The sequence below is a fragment of the Pararhodobacter sp. CCB-MM2 genome, from assembly GCF_001691415.1.
Lineage (GTDB): Bacteria > Pseudomonadota > Alphaproteobacteria > Rhodobacterales > Rhodobacteraceae > Pararhodobacter.
Map to the genome: position 1 here is coordinate 517,108 of NZ_LRRR01000001.1, position 17,901 is coordinate 535,008.

Here is a 17,901-nt window from a genome sequence, read left to right on the forward strand (position 1 = left end):
GCGCGTTCAGCGTAGGTCGGGCGGGTCGGCGCGTAAAGCTCAGCCCGCGGCTTTCTCGGCGAGGCCCTTGGCGATGGCGAAGGCGCCGCGCAGCTTGTCCTTCTCGCTCGACCAATCGGCCAAGAGGACCAGCTTGTTGTCGCGGATCTTCGCAGCCGGTTGGTCGTGCAGGAACTCCACGAGGCCCTTGGGATTGGGGAATTTGTCCATGTGGAACTGCACCGTCGCGCCCTTGGGCCCGGCATCAAGCCGCGCGATCTGGGCCTTCTTGCACATCGCCTTGATCCGAACAACGACCAGCAAGGTATTCACTTCCTTGGGCAATTCCCCAAATCGGTCAATCAGCTCGGCGGCAAAGCCTTCGAACTCGACCTTCTTCTCCAAGGTCGACAGGCGACGATAAAGGCCGAGGCGCACGTCGAGGTCGGTGACGTAATCCTCGGGGATCAGCACCGGCACGCCGAGGTTGATCGTCGGCGCCCATTGACCCTCAGACAGATCGGCCATCTCGCCGGACCGAAGCTTGGCAATCGTCTCTTCCAGCATGTTCTGGTAGAGTTCGTAGCCGACCTCATTGATATGGCCGGATTGTTCCTCGCCCAAGATGTTGCCGGCGCCACGCAGGTCCATGTCCTGGCTGGCGATAGTGAAACCTGCACCGAGATTGTCGATACTTCCCAACAGCTTGAGCCGCCGCTGGGCCTGCGGGGTAAGCGGCATCCGCGGCTTCGTCGTCAGGTAGCAATAGGCGCGGGTCTTCGAGCGCCCGACGCGACCCCGGATCTGGTAGAGCTGCGACAGGCCGAACATGTCGGCGCGGTGGACGATCATCGTATTGGCGCGCGGGATGTCGAGGCCGGATTCGACGATCGTCGTCGCCAGCAGCACATCGTATTTGCCGTCGTAGAAGGCGTTCATCCGCTCGTCGAGATCACCCGCCGCCATCTGGCCATGGGCGACCAGCACGGAGACCTCAGGCACGTGCTGCTTGAGGAAATCCTCGATCTCCGGCAGGTCCTTGATGCGCGGCACGACGTAGAAGGACTGCCCGCCCCGGAAGCGCTCACGCAGCAGCGCCTCGCGGATCGTGACCGTATCGAATTCAGACACATAGGTGCGGATTGCCAGACGGTCGATCGGCGGGGTCGAGATCAGCGACAGGTCGCGCACGCCGGTGAGCGACAGCTGCAGCGTGCGCGGGATCGGTGTCGCGGTCAGCGTCAGGACGTGGATGTCCGAGCGCATTTCCTTCAGCCGTTCCTTGTGCTGCACGCCGAAATGCTGCTCCTCGTCGATGATCATCAGGCCGAGATTGCGGAACTTGACCGTCTTCGCCAGCACCGCATGGGTGCCGACGACGATATCGACCGTCCCGTCAGCGAGACCGGCGCGCGTGGCGCTGCTCTCCTTCGCGCCGACGAAGCGCGACAATTGTCTGACAACAAGCGGAAAGCCCCGGAAACGCTCGGTAAAGCTGTGGAAATGCTGCCGCGCCAGCAGGGTCGTCGGGCAGACCACGGCGACCTGCAGGCCGGACATCGCAGCGATGAAGGCCGCGCGCATGGCGACCTCGGTCTTGCCGAAACCCACGTCGCCCACGACCAGACGGTCCATCGGGCGGCCGCGGTCGAAATCGTCGATGACGCCCTCGATAGCCTTCAGCTGATCCTCCGTCTCGGCATAGGGGAAACGGGCGGCGAAGGCCTCCCAGAGGCCCTCGGGCGGGTTCAGCACGGGCGCTTTGCGCAGCTCGCGCTCGGCGGCGATGCGAATGAGCTTGTCGGCCATCTCGCGGATACGGGCCTTGAGCTTGGCCTTCTTGGCCTGCCACGCCCCGCCGCCGAGCTTGTCGAGCAACCCCTCCTCATGCCCGTAACGGCTGAGAAGTTCGATGTTTTCCACCGGTAGATAGAGCCTGTCGCCGCCCGCATATTCCAAGGCCAGACATTCATGCGGCGCGCCCATCGCGGTGATGGTCTCGAGGCCCGTATAGCGCCCGACGCCATGTTCCACATGCACGACCAGATCGCCCGGCGAGAGGCTTTGTGCTTCGGTCAGGAAATTCTCGGGCCGACGCTTGCGCGACGACCGGACAAGGCGTTCGCCCAGCACGTCCTGTTCCGACACGACGGTCAGATCAGGGGTGACGAAGCCCGCTTCCAGCGGCCAGACCACCAGACCGACCGTGCCCTTGCCCTTCAGGTCCCGCGCGTCCTTGATGGGCTTCGCGTCCTTGAGCCCATGCTCGGCCAGAAGCCCCTGCAGACGCTCTCGCGCGCCCTCGGACCACGAGGCGATGACCACGCCGCGCGCGTCGCGTTCTTTCTGAACATGATCCCGCAGCGCCTTGAAAATATTCACATCATCTTGCTGACGCTCCAGCGAGAAGCTGCGACCGGGGCGGCCTTGCGCGTCCAGCACACCCGGTCCCGGCGGCTGCGGCAAAGGCGAGAAGCGGACCACGCGCTGCGGGGCCAAGGCGGCCTCCCACGCGGCTTCGTCGAGATACAGCAACTCCGGCGAGGCAGGCTTGTAGACCGTGTCCACCCGGCCCTTGACCCGCATCGCCTCGACCCGGTTGTCGTATTGGTCGGCGATGGTCTCCCAGCGCGCGCCATGGGCGGTCGCCATCTGGTCGTCCAGCATCACCGAGGCGCCGGGCATATAGTCGAAGATCGTCTCCAGCTTGGCGTGGAAGAAGCCCAACCAATGCTCCATCCCCTGCTGCTTGCGACCGGCGCTGACGGCCTCATACAGCGGATCGTCGGTGCCGACCGCGCCGAACTCGACGCGATAGTTCTGACGGAAACGCGTGATCGAGGCCTCGTCGAGGATTACCTCGGAGGCAGGCGCAAGCTCCAGCCGGTCGAGCTTGCCGGTGGTCCGTTGGGTCACCGGGTCGAAGCGGCGCAACCCATCCAGCGTGTCACCGAAGAGGTCCAAGCGCACCGGCTCGGCATCGCCCGGCGGGAAGATGTCGATGATGCCGCCACGCACGGCGAAATCGCCGGGCTCGGTCACCGTGGGGCTGGGCGAATAGCCCATGCGGGCGAGGTAGTTGCGCAACCCCTCCTCATCGACGCGGCGGTTGACCTCGGCGATGAAGCTGGACGACTGGACCGTCTCGCGCGCGGGCAGCTTCTGCATCGCCGCGTTGAGCGTGGTCAGCAGGACGAAGTTGCCCGGCACGCCCTGCACCAGCGCCGCCAGCGTCGCCATGCGGCGGGCGAGGATCTCAGGGTTCGGCGAGACGCGGTCATAGGGCAGGCAATCCCAGGCGGGCAGCGTCAGCACAACCAGATCGGGCGCGAAGAAGGCCAGCGCCGCACGCATCGCCTCCAGCCGCTTGTCGTCGCGCGCGACATGGATCACCGGCGCGTTGCGCTTGGTCAGCTCGCGCCGCAGGAGTTCCGCGTCGAAGCCCTCAGGGGCCCCGCCCAGCAGGATCTTGTCTGCCGTCATACTCTTCCTCTCAGAGGCCCAGGGCCCGCGCGGTGAGATTGTGCCACATGCCCCACATCGTGGTTACCAGGATCGCCAGCAAGCCGATCGACTGGATCAACACGCGCGTCCAGAACAGGGCGCGCACCAGCTCGCGGTCGGCAAGGCCCCCTTCGGCCACCCGCGCGGCAAGGCGCAGACCCAGCCAGCCGGCCAGCGTCATCGGGGCCAGCAGCAGGAACAGGGCCTGTGACAATTCGTAGCCGTACCAGAAGCCCAGCACCGCCAACATGGTCAGCACGGTCATCCAGAAACCGAGGATCCCCGCGCCGGAGCTGCGCATGATCTCCAGCCGGCGCCGCGCCTGGATCTGGGCCAGCGTGTTCAGGTCGTCCATGATCCAGCCGCCCTTGCGCCGGGCCCGCTGCACAAGGTCGAACGGCACGCCCATGACGAAATGGGTCAGGTTCGACCAGGCCACGGCCAGCACCAGCCAGAACCACAGGTTCGAGAAGGACCTGAAGTCGATGGTGGAAAAGAGCGAGTCCGTCAGATTCACGTAAGCGTCCCAGGATTGCGCCCTTCTGACTAATGCGGAAAACCGGCGGGGCCAAGCCGGGAATGCGTCCGGGCTTGAGCTTGCCCCCGCTGCGTGGCACTCAGACGACGCAGAAAGGGAGAGCCCGATGCCCGTCCATACCCCCGCCGCCTATCCCGCCGCCCGTCTTCGTCGCCTGCGCCGCAACGCCGCCCTGCGCGATCTGGTGTCCGAGACCCAACTCACCGCGGCCGACCTGATCTGGCCGGTCTTCATCCGCGAGGGTCAGGGCGTCGAGGAGGCGATCCCTTCGATGCCGGGCGTTAGCCGTCTGTCGCTCGACGTGATGCTAAAGAAGGCGGCCGAGGCGCATGAGGCCGGTGTGGGCGCGATCTGCCTCTTTCCCTACACCGATCAGGCCCTGCGCACCGAAGATTGCGCCGAGGCATGGAACCCTGAGAACCTGACCAACCGCGCGATCCGGATGCTCAAGGCCGAGCTTCCCTCGATGGCGGTGATGACCGATATCGCGCTCGACCCCTACAATGCCAATGGCCATGACGGCTTCGTTGTCGGCGAGGAGATCGTCAACGACCCGACCGTCGAAGCGCTGGTGAAGATGGCGCTCGCGCAATGCGAGGCCGGGGCCGATATCCTCGGGCCGTCGGACATGATGGACGGCCGGATCGGCGCCATCCGGACCGCGACCGAGAAAGCCGGCTACCAGCATGTGGCGATCCTGTCCTATGCCGCCAAATTCGCCTCCGCCTTCTACGGCCCGTTCCGGGATGCGGTCGGCGCCTCGGGGCGTTTGGTCGGTGACAAGAAGACCTACCAGATCAACCCCGGCAACCGGATGGAGGCCCTGCGCTGCGTGGCGCGTGACCTCGACGAAGGGGCGGACATGGTCATGGTGAAGCCGGGCATGCCCTATCTCGATATCTGCCGCGCCGTGAAGGACGAGTTCAGCGTGCCGACCTTCGCCTATCAGGTGTCGGGCGAATACGCGATGCTGGCCGGCGCGATGGAGCGCGGCTGGCTCGGCGAGGCCGTGATGCTGGAGAGCCTTCTGGCCTTCAAACGCGCGGGTTGCGACGGTGTTCTGACCTATTTCGCCCCTGCGGCAGCCAAGGCCCTCAAAGCCTGAGATAACGCGCGGTTTCTTGCCGATGGGGCGTGTTTTGCATGACAAGGCACGCCCCCTTGGGTAGACTTTGCGCCACAGGAATTTCCGGCCACCGGGGCGCCAGATCCCGGGCCATTTGTGAACGAGGATGAGCATGACCCAGGACCTGCGCGCAACGCGCCCCGTTTCGCCTGCCGTTTCCCCCCAGATCTCGCGTCGTGGCTTGCTGGTCGGCGGCGCGGCGACCTCGCTTCTGGCCGCCTGCGGCAACCCGGTCGGCAATTTCAACGCCGAGCGTCTGGATGCCCGCGTCGACGCCACGCGCGATTACCTGCGCCAGAACCATAACGAACTGGCGCCGTTGTTCGCCAACGCCCAAGGCATCCTCTACATGCCGCTGGTGACCGAGGCCGGCTTCTTCGTCGGCGGCTCGTTCGGGCAAGGCGCTTTGCGGATCAACGACGCGACGGTCGATTACTATTCGGCCACCCGCGTCTCGGCCGGTCTGCAGATCGGCGCGCAGCAATTCGCGCATGTGCTGTTCTTCATGACCCCGCAGGCGCTGCAGGATTTCCGCAGCTCCGAAGGCTGGGCTGCTTCGGCCGACATCCGCTACGCGCTGCCCGAACAGGGCGGCTCGGCGGGCGTGACCACGACCACCGTCTTCTCGCCGGTGATCGCCGTGGTCTTCGGTCAGGCCGGTCTCATCGCCGGGGCCTCGCTGGCCGGCGTGCGCTACCAGCGCATCATCCCCTGACGCGCGCATAGCGGGCAGAGTTTCCGATGGGCGCGGCTTTGTCCGCGCCCTTTTCCTTTGCGCAACACGAATTGCCGATCCGCGCAGGCTTTCATTCGTTTCCGTGGAAAATAAACATTTACCGATGCGGTGCCGCTGTTAGCCTCCCCCTTGCTCATTCAGGGAGGAACGGATGATCACCATCAGCGGCGAGGGCCTGACGCTCTCGCAAATCAATGCCGTCTCGAAAGGCGCCAAGATCGCGCTGTCGCAGGACCCGCAGGTGCTGGGCCGGATCGAGGCCAGCCAAGGCCGGATCGAGGCTGCCGTCAACAATGGCGAGGATGTTTACGGCGTCACCACGCTTTACGGCGGCATGGCCGACCAGCGCGTACCCGTGGAGCGGATGATCGAGCTGCAGCATATCGCGCTCTGGCACCACAAGACCGCCACCGGCCCGCGCCTGCCGGCCGAGGATGTGCGCGCCGCGATGCTGCTGCGGATCAACAGCCTGATGAAGGGCTATTCCGGCGTCCGGCTGGAGTTGATCGAGCGCTATGTGACTTTCCTCAACGCGGGCGTGACACCCCATGCATTCCAGCGCGGCTCGATCGGGGCCTCGGGCGACCTTGTGCCGCTCAGCTATATCGGCGCCTCGGTGATCGGGCTCGATCCCGCGTTCCTCGTCGATTGGAATGGCGAGACGATGGATTGTCACAGCGCGCTGAATAAGCTCGGGCTGGAGCCCCTGACGTTGCGCCCCAAGGAGGGGCTGGCGATGAACAACGGCACCACCGCCTCGACGGGTGTCGCCGCCAATGCCATGGGCCGCGGCGCGCGCGTGCTGGCACTGGGTCTTGCGACACAGGCCCTGCTGGCCGAAGCGCTTCTGGCCACCAACCAGAGCTTCCACGCCACCATTCAGGCGATCAAGCCGCATCCGGGTCAGGTCTTCGTGGGCAGCCTGTTTCGTAACCTGCTCGAGGGCTCGATATTGATCCGCGGCGAGGCCGCCGGCGAGCGTGGCCACCGCAAGGGCAAGCTCATCCAAGACCGCTACTCGCTGCGCTGCTTGCCGCAATACACCGGCCCCATCGTCGACATGATGGCCGTCGCGGCGAAGCAAATCGCCACCGAGGCGAATTCCGCCAATGACAACCCGCTGGTCGATCCCGATACCGGCGAGGTCTACCACACCGGCAATTTCCTCGCGCAATACACCGGCGTCGCCTGCGACACGCTGCGCGCGCAGCTGGCGATGCTGCTCAAACATCTCGACGTGCAGATCGCCATGCTGGTCACGCCCGAGTTCAACAACGGCCTGCCGCCGTCTCTGGTCGGCAACCCCGATCACGGGCTGAACATGGGGCTGAAATCGCTGCAGCTGACCTGCAACTCGGTGGCGCCCTTGGTGCAGTTCTACGGCCGCTCGATGGTCGACCTCTACCCAAGCCATGCCGAGCAATTCAACCAGAACATCAACAGCCAGGCGATGAACGCGGCCAACCTCGCGCGCGAGGCGGTCGATGCCAGCGAGCATTTCCTCGCCGCCGCGCTGGTCTTCGCCGTGCAAGCGGTGGAGCTTCGGGCCAACACCGTCCGCCCCGGCTTCGACGCCTCGGACCTGCTGTCCACCCGCAACGCCGCCCTCTACCGCGCCGCAAGGACGGTGGCCCTCGGCGCCCCGGACGCCGAGAAGCCGCTCCTGTGGAACGACACCGAAGGCTTCATTCAGGACAAGGTCGAGGGCATCCTCACCGACCTGCGCGAGGGCAAAGTGATCGCCGCGGCCATGGCCGACACCCAAGCCGAGATCGACGCCTTCCTCGCCGCCTGACCTCATCTTTGCTCTGAAAATATCCTGGGGGTCCGGGGGCAAAGCCCCCGGGTCTTCACTCCGCCGCCACGCCAATCAATCGCCGCAGCCCCACCAAGGCCCCCGCCGCAATCGCCGCCAGTGTCACCGGCGCCGACCAGGCCAGCGTCGCGAAGGCGCTGACGCCCTGCCCGACCGAACATCCCAGAGCCAGCACGCCACCGACGCCCATCAACGCCGCACCACCGACCTGCCGCCCCAACTCGCGCGGGTCTTCGCAGGCTTCCCAGCGGAACATCCCGCGCCAGAGCGATCCCGCCAGCGCGCCGCCCATCACGCCCATCACCGCCCCGACCGAAAAGTTCAGCCCGCCCGCGGTCGAGGTCATCAGATACATCAACGTCCGGCCCACCGGCGCGGTAAAGGACAGCCCCTCGACGCCCACCTCACCAAAACTCTCCCGGTTCAGCCAAGACGTGCCCCAAAGCGCCAGCCCCACCGCCGCGCCTGCGACGACACCCCAAGCCATCTCGCCGGGCTGCCGACGCAACGGACCGTAGCCCAAAGCCCAGGCAAGGAACGCGGCCGAGACGGCCAAAGCCGTCACCAAGGGCGGCAGGCCAATCAGACCCTCCACGAAGGCGGATAGTCCCTGCTCGCCCGCTGCGGCCTCCTGCGGGAACAATGCGATTCGCAACGGCGCCAAGGGCCCCGAAAGGGTGATGAACCCGAAGACACCCATCACCACGACGACGACCAGCGACCGAAGATCCCCGCCGCCGAAACGCACCAAGGCCCCAAACCCGCAGTTTCCGGCCAGCGCCATCCCATAGCCAAAGATCAACCCGCCCGCGATCGAGGCCAGCGGGTTCCACGCCAGCTGGTGATAGAAGGTCTCGCCCAAGGTGATCTGTCCCAGCGAGACCCCGAGGAAGGTCCCGGTGATCGCCACCGCCAGCACGATGCCCCACAGCCGCAGCCGGCGCTGATCGCCGCCATAGGCCGCCATCTCCAGCGCACCCAAGGTGCAGAAGTTCCCCAACCGCGCCGAAAGCCCCAAGATCCCGCCCGAAGCGAGGCCCAACAGCGCTGCCAAAGCCCCGTATGACAAGTTTTCCATACATCCCTCCCCGGCCGGTGCCTGCAACCCTCAGCCCAGACCCAAGGCTCCAAAATCCCCACTTGCCGAGCGGAAAGCAAGGGGTTCGGCCCTAGGCTTCGCACGGATACGCATGTTCGAATGGATCTTGCGGCAATCTCAGGGTGCTGTAGGGTGATTTCAGCGCTTCCTCTCCCAAACTGCGCCCTCTGTTGCCCGCCCTCGCGCGGGCCGTTTTCCAATGGGAGAGTATCATGCAGATCACCAGACGCGGCTTCACCCTCGGCGCTTCGGCGCTTCTGGGCACCGGGCTCGTCAGCCGCCGCGCGCGCGCGTCGGTCAGCCTCGGCGGCATGCAGGTCGAGATGGTCTCGGACGGCAACCTCGTGCTGCCGCTGGACTTCAGCCTTGGCCGGATGCCGGAGGGCGCATCCGAGATCCTCGCGCGCTACGGCATCGAGGGTGAAGCCCTGACGCCGCCCTGCAACATCACCCTTCTGCGCCACGAGGACCGCGTCATCTTGTTCGACGTGGGATCAGGGTCGGATTTCCAGCCCTCGGCCGGCCTCTTGCCCGAGACGCTCGATACCCTCGGCGTCGCGCCGGAGGAGATCACCCATCTGGTCATCACCCATGGTCATCCGGATCATATCTGGGGCCTGCTGGATGATTTCGACGAACCCTTCCTTCCAGAGGCGCAGATTTTCATGGGCCGGTCCGAATTCGACTATTGGCGCGACCCGAACACCGTGTCCACCATCGACCCCGCCCGCCAGAGCTTTGCTGTCGGCGCCGAGCGTCGCCTCTCGGCGGTGGCCGATCTCGTCACCTTCTTCGAGGACGGCGAAGAGATCCTGCCGGGCATCTTGGCCCGCATGACCCCAGGCCACACCCCCGGTCACATGAGCTTCGAGCTGCGTGATGGCTCCGAGAGCCTGATGGTCGTCGGCGATGCAATCGGCAACCACCACGTCGGCTTCGAGCGCCCGGAATGGGAGACCAGTTCGGATCAGGACCCGACGCTTGGCGCGACCACGCGCGCGGCGCTGCTCGATCAGCTCGCCAGCAGCCAGATGATGCTCGCAGGCTTCCATCTGCCGGGCGGATTGGGCCGTGCGGAACGCTCGGGCGACGGTTACCGCTTCGTCCCGGCCTGAGAAAAGGGCACCAGCGCGTCGCAGACGCGCGCGGGGCGCGGGGGCTCGATGCCCCCGCGCCCCGCTGCCTTCTGGCAGGATCAGACCGCAGCCAGCCGCGCGCCGCGTTGATCGACAAGGAAATCCGCCCCCATCGCCCCGATCCAGAAGCAAAATAGCGCCAGCCACGCCGTCGCCGCAAAGATCGACCCGCCGGTCACGCCTGCACCGATCGCACAGCCGCCCGCCAGCATCCCGCCAAACCCCATCAGCACCGCACCGAACATCGACCGGCGCATGTTGGCCTCGCCTTCGAAGCCCTGAAACCGGAACTCCCGCTTCACCAGCGAGGACAGGAAAGCGCCCAGAAACACCCCCGGCACCAGCCCGATGTCGAAGTTCAACGCGGGCGAGGATTCGAGGAAGAACATCAAGGTGTTGGCCGACGGTCCGGTGAAGGTGGCCGAGGTCACGTTGACCGGCTCCCACGCGACCTGCGCCAGCGTCCAGGTCAGCACCCAGCCCATCGCCACGGCGAATCCCACGCCCGAAGCGAAGACCAGCGCCCCGAATCCCATCCGGTTGCGCCGCGCCACGACAAGCGCGATCACCGCCAAAACCAGCCCCAGCACAAGCCCCGCCTCATCCGGCAAATGCAGCAAGGTCAGCAGGTTCAGGTTCTGCCCGTTCGGTGTGACCCACAGGGCTGCCAGCCAGGTCCGGATCGGCGCCAGCCATCCGTGCAGGCTCATCTGCGCGACCACGGCGAAGATCAGCCCCGAGACGACCGAGCGCAGGTTCCCCGTCGCCGCCAAGACCAACAGCCGGCCGGAGCAGCCGCGCGCCAGCACCATGCCGACGCCGAACATCAGGCCGCCGATCACCGCGCCCGACCAGCTGCCCGCGACGCCCATCATCCGCGAATCCTGGGCATCGAACAGGCCCAGCCATTGCGCGCCCTGCACCCAGACCATCGCGGTCGAGAAGGTCAGCAGCCAGACCGCCACCCTGCCCCCGAGCATCCCCCGGGCGAACTCCACCGTTGCCGCGCGCAGGCAGAAGGACGAGCGTTGCGCGGCAATGCCGAAGACCATGCCGGTCAGCAGCCCGAACAGCGCGCCCGCCCGGTCCTCGCCGATCCATTCCACGAAGGCCATGATCGCATCCATGCCGCCTCTCCTCCTGCCAGACAGGGGTGAGATATGCGAATTCCGGAATGCGAACCTTGATCTGGATCAGCCGGCTCGCGCTGGCCGCGCGGCGTCAGGACCGCTTGAACACGCGCTGCACGGTGGCGACCATCTCTCGCACGCGGTCATCGGCGAGCGAATAGATGATCTGGTTGCCGTCGCGCCGCGTGGTGACCAGCTTCTCATAGCGCAGACGGGCCAATTGCTGACTGACGGCGGCTTGCCGGGACATGATCAGCTGCTCCAGCTCCGTCACGGTATGGTCACGCTCGCAGAGGTAGAACAGCATCATCAGCCGTCCCTCGTGCCCCATGACCTTGAGGAAATCGGCGGCTTCGCGGGCTTCCAGCGCCAGATCCTCGGGCGCGGACATCGGGCCGCAACGCGGATCGGACGCCGAAACCTTCAGCGCCCCCGAGGCCGAGGCCCCGTCCTTGTCTTGCCCGTCAGGCGCCATGCCGTCTCCGTCCTGCGCCCGGCCATCGTGGCCGGACACCCGAGATCCTTTCCCGTTGAAGGCCAGACCCTAGCACGCGCAACGGCAGGAAGCGAGACATCCAAAGGCCTCAGGCCGCAGTGAAAGCGGCGGCCAAACCCCTCAACCCGTGGGAGATTCCGTTGCCGCGTCAATCATCTCGTTGATGTAGGGCCAGAAGAAATCGTCGCCTGGATAGCCGATCAAGCGGCCCTGCTCAGTGCCATCGGCGCCGATCAGGATGAAGGTCGGCGTGACGAAGGGCTGCGAGGCCAGCGTCACCCCCTCAGGCAGCGGGCCACGGAGGTCGGCATGAACCAAAGGCGCGCGGGCGCCTTCGGGCGAGGCCTCGTAAGCTGGGGCGACATCGCGGTTGAAAGCCGCGCAGATGTAGCAGCCGGTCTGTTCGATCATCAGCAGGCGAAGTTCTTGCGCCATCGCCGGCAGGGCCGTCAGCGCAAGCACGCTTGCCATCGCAAGCCGGGTGCCGAAATGCCGAATGCGCGTTCCGTGACGTGACATGATCTCAGATCTCCTGCGCCTGACCCATACGAAGCCCCTACCGCATCCGTTTCCTGAAGACACGCGAATCCGGTTGACGGCGATTATTATACATATGAAGATTGTAATGTTTTGAAACGGCTTCGACAAGGCCCAGCCCCCGATTGGCACGGCTTTCGGCTGTTTCCCGTCTTTGGGAGGGGCGGTCCCCATGTTCGATATCTCGTTTGGCGGGGCGGCTTTGGCCGGCATCCTGTCGTTTCTGTCCCCCTGCATCCTGCCGATGGTGCCGTTCTACCTGTGCTACATGGCCGGATTGTCGATGGCCGAATTGCGCTCGGATCAAGGGTTGGCACCGGGGGCGCAACGGCGCCTCGTGTTCTCGGCCATTGCCTTTGCCTTGGGCGTGACCTCGATCTTCATGCTGCTGGGCCTTGGCGCTACGGCGCTGGGACAGGCCTTCATCCAGTGGAAGGAAACGCTGCGCTGGATCGCGGCCGCCGTGCTTTTGGTGTTCGGCCTGCATTTCCTCGGCGTGGTGAAGATCGGCTTCCTTTACCGGCAGGCCCGGATCGAGAATGCCGGCTCGCCGCAATCGATCCTCGGCTCCTATGTCATGGGGCTTGCCTTCGGCTTCGGCTGGACGCCCTGCGTCGGCCCGGCGCTGGCAGCGATCCTGATGATTGCCTCGGGCATGGGGGATCTGGTGCGCGGAACGTTGCTGTTGGCGGTCTACGGTCTGGCGATGACCCTGCCCTTCGTGATTGCCGCGCTGTTTGCCCGGCCGTTTCTGGCGTGGGTCGCCCGCCACCGCGACAAGCTGGGCCATGTGGAGAAGGTCATGGGCGTGATGCTCATCGTCTTCGCGGTGCTGATCGCCACCAATACGCTGAACGTGATTGCGCAATTCATGATTGACACGATGCCGTGGCTCGCCACCATCGGATGAGGGAGGACAGAATGAACACGTCACGCCGCACCCTGTTGACCACGGGCCTGGCCCTGAGCCTGGCCGCACCGTCCCTGATCCGCCCCGCCCGGGCCGAGGATCTGCCCGCCCCGCCCTTGGGCGAGGACGGGCTGCACAAGCCCGACTGGCTGGTCGAGACCTTCCGCGACATGCGCGACGACCTTGAGGAAGCGAATGCCGCCGGCAAGCGCATGCTGATCCTCGTCGAGCAGCGCGGCTGCATCTACTGCACGCGCATGCACGAACATGTCTACACCGACGAGCGCATTGCCCAGATGCTGCGGGACGATTTCTTCGTCGTGCAGATGAACCTGTTCGGCAACATCCCCGTCACCGATTTCGATGGCGAGGAGAAGGACGAGCGCGACATGATGGTGCGCTGGGGCGTGGTCTTCACCCCCACCATGCTGTTCATGCCCGAGACGTTGCCCGAATCGGGAACCGCCGCCCAAAACGCCGTGATGATGATGCCGGGCGCCTTCGAGAGGGGCACCACCCGGCTGATGCTGCAATGGGTGCTGGAGCGCGGCTATGAGGGCGACGAGCATTTCCAGCACTATGTCGCCCGCAACTTGGACCGTGGCTGAATCGCCGCATCGCAGCATCGCAAGGCGTTGACAATTCAGCGGCTTACGGATCTTTCTTCAAGCGTAGCAGGAAGCCTTTCTGCATTTGCTTCATCTATATGCAAATGTTTGAATTTCCTGTTGCCCTTACGGTAGACCATCGTCTACCATGCACTCATCCTGCGTTTGGGAGAGCGCAGCGCCACATGTCGAATGTCAGGGAGGACATCCATGAAGCTGAAAGCAGTGACCGGACTGATCGCCGCCGGGATCGCTCTGGGAGGCGCCGCCTTCGCCGAAGTCGCCCCGGGCGACGTGGTCTGGGTCGATGAGGTCACCATCCCCGACTCGCTGACCGGCATGCCCGGCACCGCGACCGCGGGTGTGGATGTCGTCTCGAACCGCAGCCAGGGCAATTGCGTGGCCTGCCACGAATTCACCGCCCTGCCCGACGTCCAGTTCCAGGGCAATGTCGGCCCGTCGCTGGACGGTGTCGGCAGCCGCTGGACCGAGGCCGAGCTGCGCGGGATCCTCGTGGATGCCAAGCACATGTTCCCCGAGACCCGCATGCCGTCCTTCTACCGCGTCGATGGCTACACCCGTCCGGGTGACGCCTATACCGGCCGCGCCGCGAATCCTGAAACCTTCGGTCCGCTGCTGAGCGCGCAGCAGATCGAGGACACCATTGCCTACCTGATGACGCTGACCGAGTGATCGGCCCAGCCCCGACCCTCTTGAAAGGAGTTCCCCCATGCTGACGAGACGCGACACCATCGCGATCGGTCTGGGCGCCTCGGCCGTGGCCCTGCTGCCCGTCGGAGCCTATGCAACCACCACCGAGGAAGCGATCGCGGCCTACACTGGCGGCGCCGAGATGGCCGAGGGTGGCGTGACCATCACCGCCCCGGAAATCGCCGAGAATGGCAATACCGTGCCGATTTCGGTCGAAGCGCCGGGTGCCACTGAGATCGTCCTGATCGCCACCGGCAACCCGACCCCGAATGTCGGTCGCTTCACCTTCGGCCCCGGCTCGGGCGCGCCGATGATCGCCACCCGCATCCGTCTGGGCCGTACCCAGGACGTGATGGCGATCGCCAAGATGGCAGATGGCAGCTTCGCCTCGACCGCGGTCGAAGTGAAAGTGACCATCGGCGGCTGCGGCGGCTGATCCGGTTCAGGATCCGCCCTTCCCCGACATTCAGGAGTTCAGATCATGACCGACGTCAGACCCCGCATCCGCCTTCCCCGCTCGGCCTCGGCCGGCGACTCGATCGTCGTGAAGACGCTCGTCAACCACGACATGGAATCGGGCCAGCGCCGCAACTCGGCCGGTGAGACCATTCCGCGCCAGATCATCAACCGCTTCACCTGCGAGTTTAACGGCACGATGGTGATCGACGTGGCGCTCGAGCCCGCGATCTCGGCCAACCCCTACATGGAATTCGAAGCCCTCGTGCCGGAATCGGGTGAATTCCTGTTCACCTGGTACGACGACAACGGCGAGGTCTACACCGCGACCGAAGCTTTCGAAGTCAGCTGAGCCATAGGCGCAACAGAAGTCTGGGAGGAGACATTATGCAGCACCTGAAGCCTGCAAGAACGTTGGCGCTGGCCTCGGCCTGCGTGGCCGCGCTGTGGACGGGGGCGGCCTTCGCCGACCCCGATCTCTCGGCCGAGCTGGTGATCGACGGCGAATTGCACATCACCACGCGTGCGCCGTCCGATGACATCACCCCCAACCTGCCCGAGCGCTATTCGGGCTGGCTGTTCCGCAGCGCCGAGACGCGCGACCTGCAGGCTGACGACTTCGAGAACCCGGCGATGCTGGCGGTCGAAGACGGTGCCGACCTGTGGGAGACCGCCGACGGCTCCAATGGCCAGTCCTGCATGGATTGCCATGGCGACGCTGCGGAAAGCATGGCCGGCGTCCGCGCCCGCATGCCGCATGTCAACGACGCCGGCGTGCTGTGGTCGATGGAAGACTACGTCAACAACTGCCGGACCGAGCGCATGGGCGCCGAAGCCTGGCGTTGGTCGGGCGACGAGATGACCTCGATGACGTCGTTCATCTCGATGCAGTCGCGCGGCATGCCGGTCGCGGTGCAGATCGACGGCCCGGCCGAGCCCTATTGGGAGCAGGGCCGCGACATGTACTACACCCGCTATGGTCAGCTCGAGCTGTCCTGCGCCTCGTGCCACGAGGAAAGCTGGGGTCTGAACATCCGCGCCGACCACCTGTCGCAGGGCCAGATCTCGGGCTTCCCGACCTACCGCCTGAAGAACGCGGGCATCGTCTCGATGCACAACCGCTTCCGCGGCTGTATCCGCGACACCCGCGCCGAAACCTTCGCCGAAGGCTCGGACGAGTTCCGCGCGCTGGAGCTCTATGTCGCCTCGCGCGGCATGGGTCTGGCCATCGAAGGCGTCTCGGTGCGCCCGTAACATGATCCGGGGGTGCGAGCGATCGCGCCCCCTCCCCGATCCGCCCCGATCTCCCTGCCCGCCCTACGCGCGGGTCTTCGTGTCGGATCTATATTCACTTCTATGAAGATTGGCATGACTGACAGGCCGATCGTCAGCGTCAAGACCGGATCCAAGGAGAACCCCATGATTTCCCGGCGCGAGTTCCTGCAAGCCTCGGTGGCAGCCTCTGCCCTTTATGGCGTCTCCGGCCTTGGCAACTGGTCGAAGCTGGCGGCGCAGCAGGCGCTGACCCAAGACGACCTGCTGCGCTTCGACACCTTCGGCAATGTCTCCCTGATCCATGTCACCGACATCCATGCCCAGCTGAAGCCGATCTGGTTCCGCGAGCCTGAGTTCAACTTCGGCGTCGGTGACGTGCGCGGCCTCCCCCCGCATGTCACCGGGCAGGATTTCCTGAACCTCTACAACCTGACGCCCGGCTCACGCGACGCTTATGCGCTGACCTATCAGGACTTCGCGGCGCTGGGTCAGGCCTATGGCAAGATGGGCGGCATGGACCGGATCGCGACGGTGGTGAAGGCCATCCGCGCCGACCGTCCGGATGCGATCCTGCTCGATGGCGGCGACACGTGGCATGGCTCGATGACCTCGTACCTGACCCAGGGTCAGGACATGGTCAACATCATGAACGCCCTCGGGGTCGAGGCGATGACCTCGCATTGGGAATGGACCTTCGGCACCGACCGGGTTCTGGACCTGATGGGCCAGCTGAACTTTCCCTTCCTCGGGCAGAATATCTATGACGTGGAATGGGATGAGCCCTATGAGGACATCCCCTCCTACACCTATTTCGACCGTGGCGGCGTGAAGGTCGCGGTGATCGGTCAGGCCTTCCCCTATACGCCGATCGCCAACCCGCGCTGGATGTTCCCGGAATTCAGTTTCGGTATCCGCGACGAGCGCATGCAGGAGATGGTCGACGAGGTCCGCGCGGACGGTGCCGATGTCGTGGTCGTGCTCTCGCACAACGGCTTCGACGTGGACCGCAAGATGGCGAGCCGCGTGTCGGGCGTCGACGTGATCCTGACCGGCCACACCCATGACGCGCTGCCCGAACCCGTGCTGGTCGGCGAGACGCTGCTGATCGCCTCGGGCAGCCACGGAAAATTCGTCACTCGTCTGGACCTCGATGTGCGTGATGGTCGGATGATGGGCTTCCGCCACAAGCTGATCCCGATCTTCTCGGACGTGATCGAACCCGATGCCGAGATGGCCGCCATGGTCGATGCCGAGCGCGCGCCCTATCAGGCCCAGCTGGAAGAGGTGATCGGGCAGACCGACAGCCTGCTCTACCGTCGCGGCAATTTCGCCGGCACCTGGGATAACCTGATCTGCGACGCGGTGATGAGCGAGCGCGACACCGAGATCGCCATGTCGCCGGGCGTGCGCTGGGGCTCCAGCGTGATGCCGGGTGAGAACATCACCCGCGAGGACATCCACAACGTCACCTCGATGACCTATGGTCAGGTCTATCGCACGGAAATGACGGGCGAATTCATCCACACGATCCTCGAGGACGTGGCCGACAACCTGTTCAACACCGACCCCTATTACCAACAGGGCGGCGACATGGTGCGTCTGGGTGGCCTCGCCTATGCGATCGATATCTCCAAGCCCATCGGCGAGCGCATCTCGGGCCTGACGCTGCTCAGGACCGGCGAGGCACTGGACCCCGCCCGCAGCTACACCGTCGGCGGCTGGGCCTCGGTCAACGAGGGAACCGAGGGGCCGATGATCTGGGACGTGGTCGAAGAGCACATCCGCAAAATGGGCCGCGTGTCGGCCGAGCCCAATGGCTCGGTCACCGTGACCGGAATCTGAAC

General features: G+C 65.3%; 17 protein-coding genes. 11 read left to right on the forward strand and 6 right to left on the reverse strand.

The window, feature by feature from the left end:
- Positions 1-39: 39 nt before the first annotated feature.
- Positions 40-3,462: a transcription-repair coupling factor gene (mfd, locus tag BCY78_RS02430; protein ID WP_068297282.1), complete on the reverse strand. Its 3,423-nt coding sequence runs from the start codon at positions 3,460-3,462 to the stop codon at positions 40-42.
- A 10-nt stretch (positions 3,463-3,472) separates the two neighbouring features.
- Positions 3,473-4,000 carry a hypothetical protein gene (locus BCY78_RS02435; RefSeq protein WP_068297284.1) on the reverse strand — a complete coding sequence of 176 codons (528 nt, stop codon included), beginning with the start codon at positions 3,998-4,000 and terminating at the stop codon, positions 3,473-3,475.
- 127 nt (positions 4,001-4,127) lie between these two features.
- On the opposite strand from BCY78_RS02435, the gene hemB reads away from it, so the two are divergent.
- The 3 genes from hemB to hutH all read left to right on the forward strand — a co-directional run bounded on the left by hemB (position 4,128) and on the right by hutH (position 7,678).
- Entirely contained in the window at positions 4,128-5,126 is a 999-nt protein-coding gene (hemB, locus tag BCY78_RS02440; RefSeq protein WP_068297287.1) for a porphobilinogen synthase, read from the forward strand.
- Positions 5,127-5,259: 133 nt separating this feature from the next.
- On the forward strand, positions 5,260-5,862 hold the full coding sequence (locus BCY78_RS02445) for a YSC84-related protein (RefSeq protein ID WP_068297290.1): 603 nt from the start codon (positions 5,260-5,262) through the stop codon (positions 5,860-5,862).
- A gap of 172 nt (positions 5,863-6,034) precedes the next feature.
- On the forward strand, positions 6,035-7,678 hold the full coding sequence (hutH, locus tag BCY78_RS02450) for a histidine ammonia-lyase (RefSeq protein WP_068297293.1): 1,644 nt from the start codon (positions 6,035-6,037) through the stop codon (positions 7,676-7,678).
- Positions 7,679-7,733: 55 nt separating this feature from the next.
- On the opposite strand, the gene BCY78_RS02455 is transcribed toward hutH, so the two are convergent.
- Positions 7,734-8,777, reverse strand: coding sequence for a YeeE/YedE family protein (locus BCY78_RS02455; RefSeq protein WP_068297296.1), 1,044 nt, complete (start codon positions 8,775-8,777; stop codon positions 7,734-7,736).
- A gap of 233 nt (positions 8,778-9,010) precedes the next feature.
- Here BCY78_RS02455 and BCY78_RS02460 point away from each other — a divergent pair, with 233 nt between their 5' ends.
- The gene (locus BCY78_RS02460) at positions 9,011-9,913 is read left to right on the forward strand and encodes an MBL fold metallo-hydrolase (RefSeq protein WP_068297299.1); all 903 of its coding nucleotides are present in this window, start codon (positions 9,011-9,013) and stop codon (positions 9,911-9,913) included.
- Positions 9,914-9,993: 80 nt separating this feature from the next.
- On the opposite strand, the gene BCY78_RS02465 is transcribed toward BCY78_RS02460, so the two are convergent.
- From BCY78_RS02465 to BCY78_RS02475, 3 genes are all read right to left on the reverse strand, one after another.
- A complete protein-coding gene (locus BCY78_RS02465; protein ID WP_068297305.1) occupies positions 9,994-11,061 on the reverse strand; it encodes a YeeE/YedE family protein in 1,068 nt (355 codons plus the stop codon).
- 94 nt (positions 11,062-11,155) lie between these two features.
- On the reverse strand, positions 11,156-11,578 hold the full coding sequence (locus tag BCY78_RS02470) for a helix-turn-helix transcriptional regulator (RefSeq protein ID WP_233499330.1): 423 nt from the start codon (positions 11,576-11,578) through the stop codon (positions 11,156-11,158).
- A 102-nt stretch (positions 11,579-11,680) separates the two neighbouring features.
- Positions 11,681-12,079, reverse strand: coding sequence for a hypothetical protein (locus tag BCY78_RS02475; protein ID WP_068297307.1), 399 nt, complete (start codon positions 12,077-12,079; stop codon positions 11,681-11,683).
- 190 nt (positions 12,080-12,269) lie between these two features.
- On the opposite strand from BCY78_RS02475, the gene BCY78_RS02480 reads away from it, so the two are divergent.
- The 7 genes from BCY78_RS02480 (at position 12,270) to soxB (ending at position 17,899) form a co-directional block, all read left to right on the forward strand.
- Complete coding sequence (locus BCY78_RS02480) at positions 12,270-13,007, forward strand: cytochrome c biogenesis CcdA family protein (RefSeq protein ID WP_068297310.1); 738 nt, start codon at positions 12,270-12,272, stop codon at positions 13,005-13,007.
- An 11-nt stretch (positions 13,008-13,018) separates the two neighbouring features.
- A complete protein-coding gene (locus tag BCY78_RS02485; RefSeq protein WP_068297312.1) occupies positions 13,019-13,615 on the forward strand; it encodes a thioredoxin family protein in 597 nt (198 codons plus the stop codon).
- Between the two features lie 210 nt (positions 13,616-13,825).
- The gene (gene soxX, locus BCY78_RS02490; RefSeq protein WP_068297317.1) at positions 13,826-14,308 is read left to right on the forward strand and encodes a sulfur oxidation c-type cytochrome SoxX; all 483 of its coding nucleotides are present in this window, start codon (positions 13,826-13,828) and stop codon (positions 14,306-14,308) included.
- 37 nt (positions 14,309-14,345) lie between these two features.
- The gene (gene soxY, locus BCY78_RS02495; protein WP_068297322.1) at positions 14,346-14,762 is read left to right on the forward strand and encodes a thiosulfate oxidation carrier protein SoxY; all 417 of its coding nucleotides are present in this window, start codon (positions 14,346-14,348) and stop codon (positions 14,760-14,762) included.
- Between the two features lie 42 nt (positions 14,763-14,804).
- Positions 14,805-15,134 carry a thiosulfate oxidation carrier complex protein SoxZ gene (soxZ, locus tag BCY78_RS02500; RefSeq protein WP_068297325.1) on the forward strand — a complete coding sequence of 110 codons (330 nt, stop codon included), beginning with the start codon at positions 14,805-14,807 and terminating at the stop codon, positions 15,132-15,134.
- Positions 15,135-15,169: 35 nt separating this feature from the next.
- On the forward strand, positions 15,170-16,036 hold the full coding sequence (gene soxA / locus BCY78_RS02505; RefSeq protein ID WP_068297329.1) for a sulfur oxidation c-type cytochrome SoxA: 867 nt from the start codon (positions 15,170-15,172) through the stop codon (positions 16,034-16,036).
- Positions 16,037-16,201: 165 nt separating this feature from the next.
- Complete coding sequence (gene soxB / locus BCY78_RS02510; RefSeq protein WP_068297332.1) at positions 16,202-17,899, forward strand: thiosulfohydrolase SoxB; 1,698 nt, start codon at positions 16,202-16,204, stop codon at positions 17,897-17,899.
- Positions 17,900-17,901: the final 2 nt, after the last annotated feature.